General features: G+C 71.9%; 12 protein-coding genes and 1 tRNA gene. 10 read left to right on the top strand and 3 right to left on the bottom strand.

Annotated elements, in window-relative coordinates; all coding sequences use genetic code 11:
- Positions 1-118: 118 nt before the first annotated feature.
- Positions 119-1297 carry a Na+/H+ antiporter NhaA gene (gene nhaA, locus BIU89_RS09235; protein WP_071246016.1) on the bottom strand — a complete coding sequence of 393 codons (1179 nt, stop codon included), beginning with the start codon at positions 1295-1297 and terminating at the stop codon, positions 119-121.
- Positions 1298-1387: 90 nt separating this feature from the next.
- On the opposite strand from nhaA, the gene BIU89_RS09240 reads away from it, so the two are divergent.
- The 8 genes from BIU89_RS09240 to BIU89_RS09275 all read left to right on the top strand — a co-directional run bounded on the left by BIU89_RS09240 (position 1388) and on the right by BIU89_RS09275 (position 9544).
- The gene (locus tag BIU89_RS09240; RefSeq protein WP_071246018.1) at positions 1388-2098 is read left to right on the top strand and encodes a MazG family protein; all 711 of its coding nucleotides are present in this window, start codon (positions 1388-1390) and stop codon (positions 2096-2098) included.
- A gap of 270 nt (positions 2099-2368) precedes the next feature.
- Positions 2369-3613, top strand: coding sequence for a histidine--tRNA ligase (gene hisS / locus BIU89_RS09245; RefSeq protein WP_071246020.1), 1245 nt, complete (start codon positions 2369-2371; stop codon positions 3611-3613).
- Between the two features lie 123 nt (positions 3614-3736).
- Positions 3737-5020, top strand: coding sequence for a phosphopyruvate hydratase (eno, locus tag BIU89_RS09250; RefSeq protein ID WP_027464494.1), 1284 nt, complete (start codon positions 3737-3739; stop codon positions 5018-5020).
- 330 nt (positions 5021-5350) lie between these two features.
- Positions 5351-5884: an FtsB family cell division protein gene (locus tag BIU89_RS09255; RefSeq protein ID WP_083404279.1), complete on the top strand. Its 534-nt coding sequence runs from the start codon at positions 5351-5353 to the stop codon at positions 5882-5884.
- 76 nt (positions 5885-5960) lie between these two features.
- Positions 5961-6509: a DUF501 domain-containing protein gene (locus BIU89_RS09260; RefSeq protein WP_027464495.1), complete on the top strand. Its 549-nt coding sequence runs from the start codon at positions 5961-5963 to the stop codon at positions 6507-6509.
- Between the two features lie 40 nt (positions 6510-6549).
- Entirely contained in the window at positions 6550-8025 is a 1476-nt protein-coding gene (locus BIU89_RS09265; RefSeq protein WP_071246022.1) for an NAD(P)/FAD-dependent oxidoreductase, read from the top strand.
- 71 nt (positions 8026-8096) lie between these two features.
- Positions 8097-8170: transfer RNA gene (locus BIU89_RS09270), tRNA-Leu, on the top strand.
- A 33-nt stretch (positions 8171-8203) separates the two neighbouring features.
- Positions 8204-9544 carry a threonine/serine exporter family protein gene (locus BIU89_RS09275; RefSeq protein WP_027464496.1) on the top strand — a complete coding sequence of 447 codons (1341 nt, stop codon included), beginning with the start codon at positions 8204-8206 and terminating at the stop codon, positions 9542-9544.
- A gap of 67 nt (positions 9545-9611) precedes the next feature.
- On the opposite strand, the gene BIU89_RS09280 is transcribed toward BIU89_RS09275, so the two are convergent.
- Both BIU89_RS09280 and BIU89_RS09285 read right to left on the bottom strand, forming a co-directional pair.
- Positions 9612-11303, bottom strand: coding sequence for a class I adenylate-forming enzyme family protein (locus BIU89_RS09280; protein ID WP_071246064.1), 1692 nt, complete (start codon positions 11301-11303; stop codon positions 9612-9614).
- A 196-nt stretch (positions 11304-11499) separates the two neighbouring features.
- Positions 11500-13896 carry an Ig-like domain-containing protein gene (locus BIU89_RS09285; protein WP_139178917.1) on the bottom strand — a complete coding sequence of 799 codons (2397 nt, stop codon included), beginning with the start codon at positions 13894-13896 and terminating at the stop codon, positions 11500-11502.
- Between the two features lie 218 nt (positions 13897-14114).
- On the opposite strand from BIU89_RS09285, the gene BIU89_RS09290 reads away from it, so the two are divergent.
- Both BIU89_RS09290 and BIU89_RS09295 read left to right on the top strand, forming a co-directional pair.
- Positions 14115-14696 (top strand): LemA family protein, encoded by a 582-nt coding sequence (locus BIU89_RS09290; protein ID WP_027464499.1) that lies wholly within the window; start codon positions 14115-14117, stop codon positions 14694-14696.
- 19 nt (positions 14697-14715) lie between these two features.
- Positions 14716-15618, top strand: coding sequence for a M48 family metalloprotease (locus BIU89_RS09295; RefSeq protein WP_071246025.1), 903 nt, complete (start codon positions 14716-14718; stop codon positions 15616-15618).
- The last annotated feature ends 3 nt before the right edge of the window (positions 15619-15621 follow it).

The following is a 15621-nucleotide window of genomic DNA, read 5'->3' on the forward strand; positions in this document are numbered from 1 at the left end:
ACCGTGCCTCCAGGCCGTCATCGGCCACGTCCACGGCGCGCGCGCCGTTCGCGACAGAGCACGCGTCGAACGACGTGTGCTCTGTCGCGAGCGGTTGTGAACCCCGGCCCGCGACCCGCTACTCGGTGTCCTCGGCCTCGGACAGCTCGCGGCGCGCGCGGTACGCCCGCGCCCGCAGGGTGACGACGACCGCCGACGCGACGATGGCGATGCCCGAGCCGACGAGCACGGCGAGGACGCCCTCGTCGAGGATCTCCTCGTTGCGGGCGAACGCCAGCTCGTTCATGAGCAGCGACACCGTGAACCCGATGCCGCCGAGCACGCCGACGGTGATGATCGAGAAGAACGACAGCGACGAGCGGCCGGGCGAGCGGAAGATCCGCGTGGCGATCGTGCCGAACAGCGTGATGCCGATGACCTTGCCGACCGGCAGTGCGAGGACGACCGCCCAGAACGTGGGGGAGAGCTCGCTGATGCCGACCGAGGGGATGATAACGGCGGCCGACGCGAACGCGAACACCGGCAGCACGATGGCGTTCGACCACGGCTCGACGTTCTCGTGCAGGGTGTGGCCCGGGCGTCGGGGCAGCACGAGCCCGAGGGCGACGCCGGCGATCGTGGCGTGCACACCGGAGTGGTAGACGAGCCACCAGGTCAGGAGCCCGACCATGACCATCGCCACGATGACGAGCGTCTGCCCGCTGCGCCCCGGACGGAGCATCCGGCCGAGCAGCCAGAACGCCGCGAGGGTGACGACAGCGCCCGCGAGGGCCAGGAAGTCCGTGTCGTGGGCGAACACCACGGCGATGATGATGATCGCGATGAGGTCGTCGAGCACGGCCAGCGCGAGCAGGAACACCCGGATGCCGCTCGGCAGCCCGCGACCGAACATGGCGAGCACCCCGAGCGCGAACGCGATGTCCGTCGCCGTCGGGATCGGCCAACCGTGCGTGTACTGCGTGCCCGCGGTGACGAGCAGGAAGATGCCGGCCGGGACGAGCACGCCGCCGACCGCCGCGATGGCGGGGATGATCGCGGTCTTGGGGTTCGACAGCTCGCCGTCGACGAGTTCCTGCTTCAGCTCGATCGCGACGAGCAGGAAGAAGACCGCGAGCAGGCCGTCGCTGATCCAGTGCGCGATCGACAGGTCGAGGCCGAGGGCACCGAGCGGCAGGTGCGCGTCGAGCAAGCGTTCGAGGCCGGGGCCGATCGGGGAGTTCGCCACGACCAGGCCGAGCACGGCGGCGGTGAGGAGCGCGATGGCGCTGAAGCGGGGGGAGCGGACGAGGGACGACATGGATCTCCGTCTCGAGGGGTCGGGTGAGTGTCCGTCGACCAGACTTCCCGACACACCACGTCCAGTGTACGCGGGTGGCACGATGACCAGATGACCGCCGTACCGGACCTCGTGACCGTCGTCGACCGCCTGCTCGCTGAGGACGGCGGGTGCGTCTGGAACCGGGCGCAGACCCACGCCTCGCTCGCGCGCTACGCCGTCGAGGAGTCGTACGAACTCGTCGACGCCATCGACGACGGCGACCCGGACGACGTCCGCGAGGAACTCGGTGACCTGCTCTACCAGGTGGTCCTGCACGCGGGGATCGCCGCCCGCGCGGGGGACTTCACCCTCGAGGACGTCGCCGCCGGGGTGCGGGACAAGATGACCAGGCGGCACCCCCACGTGTTCGGCGACGAGACGGCGGACACCGTCGAGGACGTCGTGCGGGTCTGGCGTGCGGCCAAGGCTGCCGAGAAGGCGAGCCGGCGGAGTGCGTTCGACGGGGTGCCGCGGGCGATGCCGCCACTGGAGCGTGCGGTGAAGCTGCTGGAACGCCTGGCGGAACGCGGGGATGCCGACGCGGTCGTCGCGTCCGTCGTCGGGGCCGGTTCCGGCGTCGGCCTGGAGGCCCGTGGTGCGTCCGCCGCGTCCGCCGCATCCGACGCGCCCGCGGACGACGGGGTGGGGACGGTCGACGCCGAGTGGGGGCGAGCGGTGCTCGGGGAGGTCGCGGCTGCGGCACGACGCGGGGTGGACCCGGTCGCCAGTGTGCGGGCCGCGGTGTCGGCGCTGGAGGAGGCCGGTCGGGCTGCGGAGTGATCCCCGGTCGGGAGATCGCTCCGGGCAGGGGAGAACGGGCGCCCTCCCAACCCGAAAAAGAGAGGGCGCCCGTGAGCGGGCGTCGGCTCCACCAGGGAGAGGGGCCGACAGGGAAGCCCGCTCGAACCGCGGGACGCACTGCAGCACGTCGCCCCGCGAATCGGTCCGGAGCGTGGATCAGGCACGATCCGGACCGAGGTTCTGCATGCAGTATGCCAGTGGGTCGGCACGCGCGCAAGCCGGAGACGCCCGTCTGCCAGAATTGACCGCATGGCAACGACCGTGACGGCACCCCGTGGCATGCGTGACTTCCTCCCGGCGGACAAGGCCCGGCGCGAGCACGTGCTCGGTGTCGTGCGGGACGTCTACTCGCGGCACGGTTTCGACGAGATCGAGACCCCGGTGGTGGAGGACGCTGCGCGGCTGCACTCCGGGCTCGGCGGTGACAACGAGAAGCTGGCGTTCGCGGTGATGAAGCGCGGGCTCACCACCGAGGACCTGCAGGCAGCCGAAGCGCCGCTGGACCTCGCTGACCTCGGTCTCCGGTTCGACCTGACGGTCCCGCTGGCCCGGTTCTACGCCTCGCACCGCGCGGAGCTGCCGTCGGTGTTCCGATCCGTGCAGATCGCGCCGGTCTGGCGTGCCGAGCGCCCGCAGAAGGGTCGCTACCGCCAGTTCGTGCAGTGCGACATCGACATCCTGGGGGAGCCCGGGCAGCTCGCCGAGATCGAGCTCATCCGCGCGACGACCGCGGCCCTCGACGCCCTCGGGGTCAGCGGCACGACGATCCGGATCAACGACCGCCGGATCCTGCTGGCGCTCCTCGCGTCGTGGGGGATCACCGAGCCCGCCGCCGCCGACCGTGCGCTCATCACGATCGACAAGCTCGACAAGATCGGTGCGGACGGCGTCGCGGCGGAGCTCCGCAGCACCGTGGGCGCCGACCTGCCCGGGCTCGAGGACACCATCCGCGCGCTCGAGGCCGCCGACTGGACGTCGGTCGAGGGGGAGCCGTGGCTCGACGCCGAGGCCTTCGCCGACCTGCTCCGCCTGCGCGAGGCGCTGCCCGGGGTGGACCTGCGCTTCGACCCGACGCTCGTGCGCGGCATGGGGTACTACACGGGCACGATCTTCGAGGTCGCGCACCCCGACTTCGGCTACAGCCTCGGTGGCGGCGGCCGGTACGACGGGATGATCGGCCGGTTCCTCGGGCAGGACGTCCCCGCGGTCGGGTTCTCGCTCGGGTTCGAGCGGCTCGTCGACCTCGTGACCCTCCCGGAGTCCGCCGAGGCCGACGCCGTCGTGCTCGTGTACGACAAGGACGTCGACCCGGTCCGGCTCGCCGCGCTGAAGACCGAGGCGCTGGCGTCCCACCGACGCGTCCGGCTCGAGCGCCGCACGAAGAACACGAAGAACCTGCTCGCCGGCCTCGCCGCCCAGGGCTTCACGGCGTTCGCCACCGTCTCGGCGGACACCGCGTCGCTCGAGGGCGTCGAGTTCCGCCCGCTCGACTGAGCACCCAGTCCTCGTTCCAGCACGGACTCGTCCACAGCGGGGCGTCACGGCCGACGTCGTGTTCACCTCCGCTCGCTAGGATCGACACCGCAATCACCACAACCAATGTGTAGGGAGTACCCCGTGGCCCTGATCGATGCCGTAGGCGCACGCGAAGTCCTCGATTCCCGAGGCAACCCGACGGTCGAGGTCGAGGTCCTCCTCGACGACGGCGTCGTGTCCCGCGCGCTCGTCCCGTCCGGTGCATCCACCGGCGCGTTCGAGGCGTACGAGCTGCGCGACGGCGACGCCTCGCGCTACGGCGGCAAGGGCGTGCTCAAGGCCGTCGACGCCGTCCTCGACGAGATCGGCCCGGCGCTCGAGGGCTTCGACGCCACCGACCAGCGCCTCGTCGACGCCGCGCTCATCGAGCTCGACGGCACCGAGAACAAGTCCCGCCTCGGCGCGAACGCGATCCTCGGTGCCTCGCTCGCCGTGGCCCGTGCCGCAGCCGACTCGGTCGACCTGCCGCTCTTCCGCTACCTCGGCGGCCCGAACGCGCACACGCTGCCCGTCCCGCTGATGAACGTCGTCAACGGTGGTGCCCACGCGGACACCAACGTCGACATCCAGGAGTTCTTCCTGGTGCCGTACGGCGCCGAGTCCTTCTCCGAGGCACTCCGCTGGGGCGTCGAGACCTACCACGCCCTCAAGGGCGAGCTGAAGAAGCAGGGCCTGGCCACCGGCCTCGGCGACGAGGGCGGCTTCGCGCCGGAGCTCGCGTCGAACCGCGCGGCGCTCGACTTCCTGCTCACCGCGATCGAGAAGGCCGGCTACACGCCCGGCAAGGACATCGCCGTCGGCCTCGACGTCGCGTCCACCGAGTTCTTCTCGGACGGCAAGTACCAGTTCGAGGGCAAGCAGCTCTCGAGCCAGGAGTTCACCTCCTACTTCGCCGAGCTCGTCGCGAACTACCCCCTCGTCACCATCGAGGACCCGCTGGCCGAGGACGACTGGGAAGGCTGGTCGCACCTGACCGCCGAGCTCGGCGACAAGGTCCAGATCGTCGGCGACGACCTGTTCGTCACCAACCCGAAGCGTCTGCAGCGGGGCATCGACGAGAAGGCCGCGAACTCGATCCTCGTCAAGGTCAACCAGATCGGCACGCTCACCGAGACCCTCGACGCGGTCTCGCTCGCGCACCGTCACGGCCTGACCTCGATCCTGTCGCACCGCTCCGGCGAGACCGAGGACACCACGATCGCGGACATCGCGGTCGCGGTCGACGGTGGCCAGATCAAGACCGGCGCCCCGGCCCGCTCGGACCGCGTCGCGAAGTACAACCAGCTGCTCCGCATCGAGGAAGAGCTCGGCGACGCCGCGGTGTACGCCGGTCGCTCGGCCTTCCCGCGCGCCGCGTCGCTGTAACCAGCCCGGCCAGCAGTACCCGCACCACCGAGACGCCGTCCTCCTCCGGGAGGACGGCGTCTCGTCGTGTGTGCCGCCCGGAGTGCCGAGCGGTCAGGACGTGCCGCGCGCCCTGCGTCGAGTGGTCGTGAGTCGTCGGTTGGCCCGGGCCTGGCCGACAGGACGTGACCACCGGACGTGCGCCGGGCGGTGTGTGGTGACCGCTCCAGGTGCGGGACTCCAGGGGCGGGCCGAAGCCGTGCCTCCCGGCTGCGACGCGAGACGCTGAGAGGGCGCCGAACGGCCGCGTGCCGGGCGGCCGGACGGACCGAGCCGGGTTATCGTCGGACCGTGCCCAGCCAGAAGCCCCGCGTCCGCCGCGTCCCCGTGGCGATGCCCGACGGCAGCACGCCCGCGCAGCCCTGGTACCGCTCGATCCACTTCTCCGGGTTCAGCCTGCTCATGCTCGCGATCATCGTGCTCTTCGTGGTGGTGCTCGCGCCGTCGCTCCGGACGCTCATCCAGCAGCAGGAGCAGATCGCCCAGCAGCAGCACGAGGTCGCGAGCCAGAAGGCCGACGTCCAGCAGAAGAAGCAGGACGTCGCACGCTGGGACGACCCGGCGTACATCGAGGCACAGGCCCGCGACCGACTGCTCTACGTGTACCCGGGCGAGGAGAGCTACCTCGTGATGGGCGCCGAGGACGAGGCCGCCGACAAGACCCCCACCACCGACTCGGGCACCCCCGTGAGCGCGAAGGTGCAGACGCCCAAGGTCGACTGGGTGCAGGCGATGCTCTCGTCGGTGCTGCAGTCCGGGCTCACCGATGAGCGGGCAGCCGACCTCGTCGCCCCCGACGTCTCCGGGACGGGCGACAGCAAGTAGTCCCGGACCGCAGGGCGCGGAGCCGTCCGGCCCGACGGTGCGAGGGGTTCCGCTTCTCCGGTAGGCTCACGTTCCCGTGACGACCCCTCCCTTCGACCCGCCCTCCGACCGCGACGTCCAGGTCGTGTCGGCGCAGCTCGGCCGACCGGCACGTGACGTCATCGGGATCGCGGCACGCTGCGTCTGTGGCAACCCCACCGTCGTCTCCACGAAGCCCCGGCTGTCGAACGGCACCCCGTTCCCGACGTTCTACTACCTGTGCCACCCCGCAGCCACCGCTGCGGTCAGCACCCTCGAGGCCAACCAGGTGATGCCCGAGCTGGCAGCACTGCTCGAGGACCCCGAAGTCGCCGCGCAGTACCGCGCGGCCCACGAGTCCTACCTGGCCGATCGCGAGTCGATCGAACACGTCGACGAGATCGACGGCATCAGCGCCGGTGGCATGCCCACCCGCGTGAAGTGCCTGCACGCCCTCGTCGGCCACGCCCTCGCCGCCGGACCCGGCGTCAACCCCATCGGCGACCTCGCGCTCGAGCGCGCGGACTGGTCGCCCTCCCGGTGTGCATGCCGGGCGTATGATGACGGTGCAGACGCTGGAGTCGGGGCGGGTGGCGGCGAAGTCTGACTCGACTCCCGCACACCCCCATCCAAGGAGATCATCCCCCGTGCCCAAGATCCTCGTCGTCGGCGGCGGTTACGCCGGTTTCTACACCGCATGGAAGCTCGAGAAGCACCTTCGCCAGGGCGAAGCCGAGGTCGTCATGGTGGACCCGCTGCCGTACATGACGTACCAGCCGTTCCTGCCCGAGGTCGCCGCCGGTTCCATCGAGCCGCGTCACGCGGTCGTCGCGCACCGTCGTCACCTCAAGAAGACCCGCGTCGTCACGGCGAAGGTCACCAAGGTCGACCACGCCACCAAGACGGCGACGATCACCCCGACCGAGGGCGAGGCGTGGGAGGAGTCCTACGACCAGATCGTCATGACCGCCGGCGCGGTGTCCCGCACGTTCCCGATCCCGGGCGTCGCGGACGAGGCCATCGGCCTGAAGACCATCGAGGAAGCCGCGTCCATCCGTGACCGCATCCTCAGCAACTTCCACAAGGCGGCGAACCTGCCGGCCGGTCCCGAGCGCGACCGCCTGCTCACCGTGGTCGTCGTCGGTGGTGGCTTCGCCGGCATCGAGGTGTTCGCCGAGCTCCGCTCCTTCGTCACCGACCTGCTGAAGAGCCACCCGCAGCTGTCCTTCGACGACACGCACTTCCACCTGGTCGAGGCGATGGGCCGCATCATGCCCGAGGTCTCGCTCGAGACGTCGCACTGGGTGCTCAAGAACCTCGCCGAGCGTGGCGCGACCGTGCACCTCGAGACCCAGCTGGCCTCGGCCGTGGGTGGCGTCTGCGAGCTCAAGACGAGCGACGGCGCGATCGAGACCATCCCGTCCGACCTCATCATCTGGACCGCCGGCGTCATGGCGAACCCGATGGTCAAGGGCACCGACTTCCCGCTCGAGCAGCGTGGCCGCATCCGCGTGCAGCCCGACCTGCGCGTGGTCGACGACAACGGCGTGATCGCCGACGCATGGGCCTGCGGCGACGTCGCGGCCGTGCCGGACCTGACCGGTGGCGGTGTCGGCGGGTTCTGCGTGCCGAACGCCCAGCACGCCGTGCGTCAGGCCAAGCAGCTCGCGAAGAACGTCGTCGCGACCATCCGTGGCGAGGCGACGACCGACTACAAGCACGAGAACCTCGGTGCCGTCGCGGGTCTCGGCCTGGGCACCGGCGTGTTCCAGTCCGGCAAGTTCGCCATGAAGGGCTTCCTGGCCTGGGGTGCACACCGCGGCTACCACGGCCTGGCCATGCCGTCGTGGGAGCGCAAGTGGCGCGTCATCGGCGACTGGGTCGGTGGCTTCTTCCTGGGCCGCGACATCGTGTCGCTCGACGACCGCGAGACCCCGCGTGCCGCGTTCGAGGCGTTCGCGTCCCGTCCGAAGCCCGCTGCCGAGGCCCCGGCCGCGCCCGCCGCAGCCCCGGCTCCGGAAGAGGGCAAGGTCGCCGGTGCCGCCGGCCCCGTGTACGGCGAGCCCGCGAAGGACGTCTCCAACGCCGCCGAGCCGGTGACGGCCCCGGCCGACGCCAAGTAGCACCACTCGTCACGAAGGCGGTCACCCGTGAAGGGTGGCCGCCTTCGTGCATCGGTAGGCTGTTGCGGCCCGCCCCCGTGGCCCAATCGGTAGAGGCATGCGACTTAAAATCGCCGAGTTGTGGGTTCGAGTCCCACCGGGGGTACCGAACACCGCACGCCCAGTAGCATCGACGATCGTGGTCGGACTCGGAAGCGCACTCGCCAACCTGCAGAACGCCCTCCGCCGACCGGAGGCCCACGTCGAGGTCGTCGACGGCGAGAGCGTCCCGGTTGGCATGCTCCTGGGCACCCTCGGAGCCCTGCTCCTGGACGCCGGCAGCTCCGTCACCGACGTCCGGTCGGCGCTCGAGAAGGCCCGGGACGCCGCCGGGGTCGGACCGACGCTCGCGATCGGCGTCCTGCCCGCCCTGGTGATGGTGAGCGAGGTCTCGACGGGCGCCGCCACGATCGTCAACGCCGAGGGCGTCGAACTGTCGTCCCGCCAGGCCGCCCGCGCCAACCGCGTCGTGCTCGGGCTCGAGAGCGGCTCCATCGCCCTCGCCGAGATCCCCGCCCGCGTCCGGGCCATCCGCGCCGGCACCGTCCCGCCGCCCGCCCTGCCGTGGATCCTCGGCAACGCCCTGACCTCGGCCGGCCTGGCCGTCGTCTTCCGCTGCCCCTGGTGGGCGATCGTCCTGGCGCTCGTCGTCGGTGGTCTGGTCGGCGTGATCGGACTGGTCCTCCGGCGCTTCCGCGAAGCCGTGGCGATCATCCCGTTCCTGGCCGCGTTCGTGTCGACGGCGATCGTCGGCCTGGTCGCCGCGGGCACCGGGTTCGAGCAGGTCCCGCTCTTCGCGGTCTGCGCCCCGGTCGCGGTGTTCGTCCCCGGCGCGCTCATCACCAACGCGTTGCTCGAACTCACCGCCGCGGACATCGTCACCGGGTCGTCGCGGCTGGTGCAGGGGCTCATCATGCTCGGCTTCATGGCCGCCGGCATCGCGTCCGGCAGCGCCCTGACCGGGTTGCACGTCGACCCGTCGTCGGCCGCGCTCGTCGGCGAGGTCGCGGGGGTCGGCACGGACCTGGCCGGCTGGGAGTCCGTGCCGGCGTACTGGGTGTCGTGGGTCGCCGTCGTGGTGCTCGCGGTCGGGCTCGGTCTGGTGTTCCGGTCCGGGTGGCGCCTGACGCTCGTGTCCGTGGCGGTCATGGTCACCGCCTACGCCGTGGTGAGCACGACGACGCCGCTCTGGGGCAGCGTCGTGGCGACCGGGGCCGCAGCGGCGCTGCTGTTCGTCGCGACCCGGTTGCTCGAGCGGCTCGTGCCGGCGATCCCGGCGACGGTGTCGTTCTTCCCGGCGTTCCTGCTGCTCGTGCCGGGGACGGTCGGGCTGGTGGCGGTGGCCACCTTCGACCCGGAGGCGCTCGCGACCCCGCTCGCGACCTTCGTCAGCCTGTGCATCGGGACGAAGATCGGCGGGCTCCTGCCCGGCCTCTTCGCCCGCAACGCGCCCCGGCGCGCGGTGGACGCGACCAGCTGACGACCTGGAGACCCGTGGCGGCGCCGCCACGGGCCTCCAGGCAGTCACCGGCCGGGTACCGGGCGCGCTACGGCTCGATCAGCCGGCCCGCTGCCGCATCCGCCGCGGCCGTGTCCTTCGCCAGATAGTGCACCTTCTTGCCGGTGGCGTTGTAGGGGACGTCCGTGACGAAGCGGTACCGCCGCGGACGCTTGTACCGGGCGAGGCCCGGGTGGGAGCCGGTCCACTCCTCGAGCGCGGCCGCTGCCTCTGCGTCGTCGGCCGGCAGTCGGTCGCCGGCACGGACGACGTACGCCGTGACGACCTCGCCCCACCGCGGGTCCGGCACGCCCACCACGATGGAGTCGGCGACCCCGGGGTGCTCCTGCAACACCGCCTCGACCTGGACAGGGTGCACGTTCTCGCCGCCGGAGATCACCATGTCGTCCTTGCGGCCCACGATCGTGACCCGCTCGTGCTCGTCCCACGTGGCGAGGTCGCCGGGGTAGAACCAGCCGTTCGCGAACTTCTCCGCCTCGAGCCCGGGGTTCCGGTACGAGTAGCCGGACTTCACGGTGCGCACGGCGAACTCGCCGATCTCGGTGCCGTCCTTCGCCACCGTGTCGGTCGGGTCGGCCAGACGGTCCTCGTGCACGCGGACGACGGCGACGTCGTCGTCGGTCGATGCGCGACCGGTGGAACCGGCGCCGTCCGGGAAATCCTCGGGGCGCAGGAACGTGTTCCAGAAGGTCTCGGTGGTGCCGTAGCCGTTGAAGATCCGCGGCGACAGCAGCTCCTGGTACCGCAGTGCCGCGGCTCGGTCGAGTGGTGCGCCCATCGTGACGATGCCGTTGAGGCTCGACAGGTCCCGCGCCCGGCGTTCCTGCGCGTCGGCGAGCTGCACCAGGTTCGGCGGAGCGCCGATCAGGAACGTCAGGCGTTCGGACTCGACCAGGTCGAGCACCCGGTCGGCGTCGAAGTGGCGCAGCGTCGTGAGTTCCGCGCCGACGTAGAACACCGGGTTCGGGCCGCCGGAGTACAGGCCGCCGCGGTGGAACAGCGGCGACATGTTGAGCGTCTTGTCGAACGGACTGAGCGGGAAGTGCATGACCACGTCGTGTGCGCTGAGCACCTCGACCAGGCTCGGCAGCGGGACCGGCTTCGGACGACCGGTGGTGCCCGAGGTGTAGAGCCGGGTGGATTCGTCGTAGGTGCTGCGCGGACCGATCGCCGCGAGTTCCTCGGGAGAGAGGGGCTCGGACGCGAGCAGCTCGGCGAACCGGTCGTGGTCGCCACCGACCGGGACGACCTGGTCCGGCCGGTGCGGCGACGACCCCAGCGCAGCGGCGATCGCACTCGTCCGCTCGGTGTCGTGCACCAGGACGGCGGGTGCGGAGTCCTCGATGATGAACGCGACCTCGTCTGGGGCGAGCCGGAAGTTCGTCGGCGAGAACACCGCGCCGATGCGGTGGCAGGCCAGGTAGAGCATCGCGAACTCGGGTGTGTTGAACAGCTCGACCATCACGACCGAACCCCGTCCGCCACCGTGCCGGACGAGCCACCCGGCGATCCGGTCGACGACGTCGCCGAGCTCGGCGTAGGTCCACGAGCGGTCCGTCTCCGGCTCGCGCAGCGCGGGTCGGCCGGCGAAGCGGTGGGTGTTGCGGGCGAAGCCGTTGGCGTAGGTGAAGCTGCCCTCGAACACCTCGCGGAAGCGCGTCGCGTCGTAGTCGGACCGGGTGTCCGTGTCGGGGTGGCTGTCGGGTCGGGTGTCGGTCATCATCGCTCCTGCCGCGGTCGTGCGGTGCACACCGACCGTCCTGCGCGGGCACCGGTCACGAGGCGCCGCTGCACCGCTGGTCCGGTGCGGCGTGGTCGTCCGATCGTCACACTAGCCCGCTGTCCGCGAACCGGCCCGGATGTGCGTCTTCTGTCCCGGGGCGGTGCGGAGCGCCGCTCTGGAGGCCCGGCTCGGCTCAGACGCGTGCCGCACGCCGGTCGGTGCGCAGCCAGACCAGGGCCGCGATCGCGGCCACCACACAGGCCGCGGCGATCCCGACGAGCAGGGCCGGTGCGGCGTGCGTGCCGGTCGTCCCCGAGTAGACCGCGGTGGTCAGCGCCACGGCGACCACCGCGAGCGCGACGTACCGACCGCGGGAGGCTGCGAGCAGCGCGCTGCCGGCGGACCCCGCGACGGGCAGCAGGGTCGCGACCACGGCACCGAGGCCACCGACGCACAGGGTGATGGCGAACTCCGACCCGAGCGACCCCCAGAAGCCCCCGCCGGCGAGCAGGCTGTGCAGCACCCAGCCGGCCGCGGCGAGTCCGAGCAGGGCCAGCACCCGCCAGGTCGCACCCCGGGCGCTCGTGGCGATACCGGTGCCGAGGCGGAGCGGGCCGGTCCCCAGTCCGGGGCGGCCGGACGGCACGAGGACGACACCGACGATGAGGGCGGGGGAGAGATCGGCCGCACGGGTGACGCCGCACGCCACGAGCGCTGCGAGGACGAGCCACGGCGACACCCGGAACCCGACGGCGCGGTGATCGCTGCCGGCTGCCCACCGCGTGGCGAACACGACGGCGGCGGTCAGGACACCGGTGCCGGCGAGGACGGCGATCGCCAGACGGGCGTACCGGGCCTCGAGTTCGACGCCGACCCCGAGCAGGGTGCACAGCGCCGCGACGGACACCGCGATGGCGATGGACGCCCAGGTCGGCAGGACGTCGTCGCCCCGTGTGCGGTCCGACCGCGAGCGGTTGCGTCCGAGCAGCCCGGCGAACGGCGAGCGGAGGCGGCCTCGGGTGACCGCGGCCACGAGGGCGAGCGGCGCGGCGATGAGCAGGAGGAACCCGGCGGCGACGGCGGTGGCGACCAGGACGGTCCGCCACGAGAACGCGGCCTGGATGGTCGGGACGGTGCGGTCGTAGCTGGTCGCCGCGGTCCAGTCGCCCGCGGGGCCGGACCAGTCGGGGTGGCCTCCGGTGCTGCCGACGCCGGCCGGGGTGCTGCCGGTGCCGGTGCCGCTGCCAGTGCCGGTGCCGTCGCCGTTGCTGGACCCGTTGCCGGTGCCTGCTGCGCCGCCGTCGTCGTTGCCGCCGTCGCCCCCGTGGCCGGCGGCGTTCGTGCCGTTGGCGTTGCCGGTTCCGCCGTGGCCGGTCGTGCCGGGGGTGCCCGCCGTCGCGCTGGACCCCGGCGTCGACGTGCCCGGTGTCCCCGGGGCGTCCGTGGCGGCCGGCGTCGGTGCTGCGGTCGGGGTCGTGGTGGTGGTCCGCACCGTGACCCGCACGGCGGCTGACGACCGGGAGTAGTTGCCCGCGACGTCGTGCTGCGTCGCGGTGAGCTTGTGCCCGCCGGCGCGCAACGTCGACCCCGCGGTGGAGCACGACCACGAGGCGTCCGACCCCACCACCGCGCCGCACACCGGCGCACGGTCGACGTACACGGTCACGCGGGCGCCGGGTTCACCGGTCCCGGCCATCGTCGTCGAGCGGGTGCCGATGCGCTGGCCGTCGTCCGGTGTCGTGATGCGCGGGGCGGCCGGCGCCGTGCGGTCGACCGTGACCGTCACGGGAGCGGAGGCCGCGCTCCGCAGGTCGGACCGGTACCCGTCGGCCGTGCTGGCAGTCTGCGACGCCGTGACGGTGAACCGACCGTCGGCCCGGGTCCCCAGGGCGGCGACCCACCGGCCGTCTGCGCCGACCCGGGCGGTCTGCTGGGCCGAGGATCCGGACACCGAGAGCGTCACGGTCGATCCGGGGTACCCCGTGCCGGAGACCGTCCCGCCGGTGGGCCCGGCGGACGAGAGGGTCGGCGGGACGATGACGTCCGACGCCGGTGCGCTCGCGACGGGCAGTGCGGCGGTGAGGTCGCGCACCGTGAACACCTGGTGCGGACCGGAGCGGACGGTTCCGAGGCAGGCCCACGATCCGTTCGGGTCGACCCGGGTCGTGCACCCGGACGAACCCGTCGCGCCCGGGCCCGTCACCCGGACCGCGTGCCCGGGGGTACCGGTGCCGTGGAAGCGCGTCGTCCCCGTCGTGACGTCACCCGGATCGGCGATCGTGGGCCGCACGGCGGGACGGGTGGGTGTGGGCGTCGGAGCGCCCGGACGGCCGGTGTTCGGCGGGGCGATCTCGCTCGTCCCGGGCGTGGCGGTGGGAGCGGCGGCGGCCGGGGCTGCCGGGGCGTCCGCAGTTGCCGCGACGACCGACGGGCCACCCGCGGCGACCGCGACGGCCGGGGCTGCCGCGGCGCCGAGCAGGGCGGCGACGAGGACCGTCGTCGCCGCTGCGAGCAGGGCGAAGCGGGCAGGACGACGAGGGCTGTCGCCCCCGACAGCCCCCTCGTCCACGTTCTCCCCGCTCGTGTTCACCGGACCCATCCCACGGGATCGGCGGCCTCCGGTCAATACACCTCGCGGATGAGGTTCGGTATCGGGCCGCAGTCCGGGAGCCCGGTGTGCGTGACTCGGGAATCGGCCGTGAACACTGCTCGAGGAACAGAGCATGCTCAGCGCGTCGATAGACTTCACGATGGCCGTTCAGGCCAACGCAGCACCGCGGATCCCGACGCGCAAAGGAGTACGCCCGCATGGACACCGGACTCGTCACGACGCTCATCGTCGTCGGAGTGGTGGTGGTCGTCCTGGTGATCATCGGGATCTACCTCTGGGTGACGTACAACTCCCTCGTCACGCTCAAGGTCCGGGTCGACGAGGCCTGGAGCGACATCTCGGTGCAGCTGAAGCGCCGCGCCGACCTCATCCCCACCATCGTGGACACGGTCAAGGGGTACGCCACGCACGAGAAGGCGGTCTTCGACGACGTGACGAAGGCCCGCGCCGAGACCCTGTCCGCCGGTGACGCCGACACGGCCTCCACCGCCGAGGGGCACATGCAGAAGGCGCTGAAGAGCGTGTTCGCGGTGGCCGAGGGGTACCCGCAGCTGCAGTCGAGCCAGAACTTCCTGCAGCTGCAGTCCGAGCTCGTCGACACCGAGGACAAGATCCAGGCCGCCCGCCGGTTCTACAACGGCGGAGTGCGTGAGCTGAACACGAAGATCCGGGTGTTCCCGAACTCCACGTTCGCGAAGAACCGCGGCTTCTCCGAGGCACCGTTCTTCGAGACGAACGAGCCGGCGGCCATCGCCGAGCCGCCGCGCGTCCAGTTCTGACCACAGCGTCGGATCCGACGTGTACAGCGCCATCGCGCGGAACAAGCGCAACACCGTGGTCATCGTCCTGGTGTTCCTGCTGATCATCGGCGCGCTCGGGTTCCTCGGCGGGTACCTCGCCGGCAACGTCTCGATCGGCTTCATCGTCCTCGTGGTCGCCCTCGGGTACGCGGTGCTGCAGTACTTCCTGGCTGCACGGCAGGCCACCGCGATCGCCGGTGGGGTCGAGATCGACCGCGTCTCCGAACCACGGCTGTGGCGGACCGTCGAGAACCTCGCCATCGCGACCGGCATGCCGATGCCCCGGGTGTTCGTCATCCCCGACCCCGCGCCGAACGCCTTCGCCACCGGGCGTGACCCCGAGCACGCGGTGGTGGCGGCGACGACGGGGTTGCTCGAGCTCATGGACGACCAGGAGCTGCAGGGCGTGATGGCGCACGAGCTCGGACACGTCCGGAACTACGACATCCGGGTGTCGACGATGGTCTTCGGTCTCGTCGTGGCCGTCGGGCTCATCGCCGACGTCCTGCTCCGCATCTCGATCTTCAGCGGTCTGTCCGGCGGGCGGAACCGCAACTCGGACAACGGTGGCAGCGCCAACCCGGTGCTGCTCATCGCCGGGATCGTCGCCGTCATCGTGGCCCCGATCGCGGCGGCCGGCGTCCAGGCGGCGGTGTCCCGGCAGCGCGAGTACCTGGCCGACGCGACGGGCGCGATGACGACCCGTCACCCGGAGGGCCTGGCGCGGGCCCTCGAGAAGCTCGGTGCGTACGGTCGGCCGACGCAGACGCAGAACTCCTCGATGGCACACCTGTGGATCGCCGACCCGATGCGCCCCAGCGTGATGGACCGGCTGTTCTCCACACACCCGCCGCTGCCCGACCGCATCGCGCGGTTGCGGGCGAACGCCGACCGGTTCTGAGGG

This window comes from Curtobacterium sp. MCBA15_005, from assembly GCF_001864855.1.
Lineage (GTDB): Bacteria > Actinomycetota > Actinomycetes > Actinomycetales > Microbacteriaceae > Curtobacterium > Curtobacterium flaccumfaciens.

Coding starts and splice junctions, on each gene's coding strand:
- nhaA (WP_071246016.1), bottom strand. CDS start 1,297: ATGTCGTCCCTCGTCCGCTCCCCCCGCTTCAGCGCCATCGCGCTCCTC.
- BIU89_RS09240 (WP_071246018.1), top strand. CDS start 1,388: ATGACCGCCGTACCGGACCTCGTGACCGTCGTCGACCGCCTGCTCGCT.
- hisS (WP_071246020.1), top strand. CDS start 2,369: ATGGCAACGACCGTGACGGCACCCCGTGGCATGCGTGACTTCCTCCCG.
- BIU89_RS09280 (WP_071246064.1), bottom strand. CDS start 11,303: ATGACCGACACCCGACCCGACAGCCACCCCGACACGGACACCCGGTCC.
- BIU89_RS09290 (WP_027464499.1), top strand. CDS start 14,115: ATGGACACCGGACTCGTCACGACGCTCATCGTCGTCGGAGTGGTGGTG.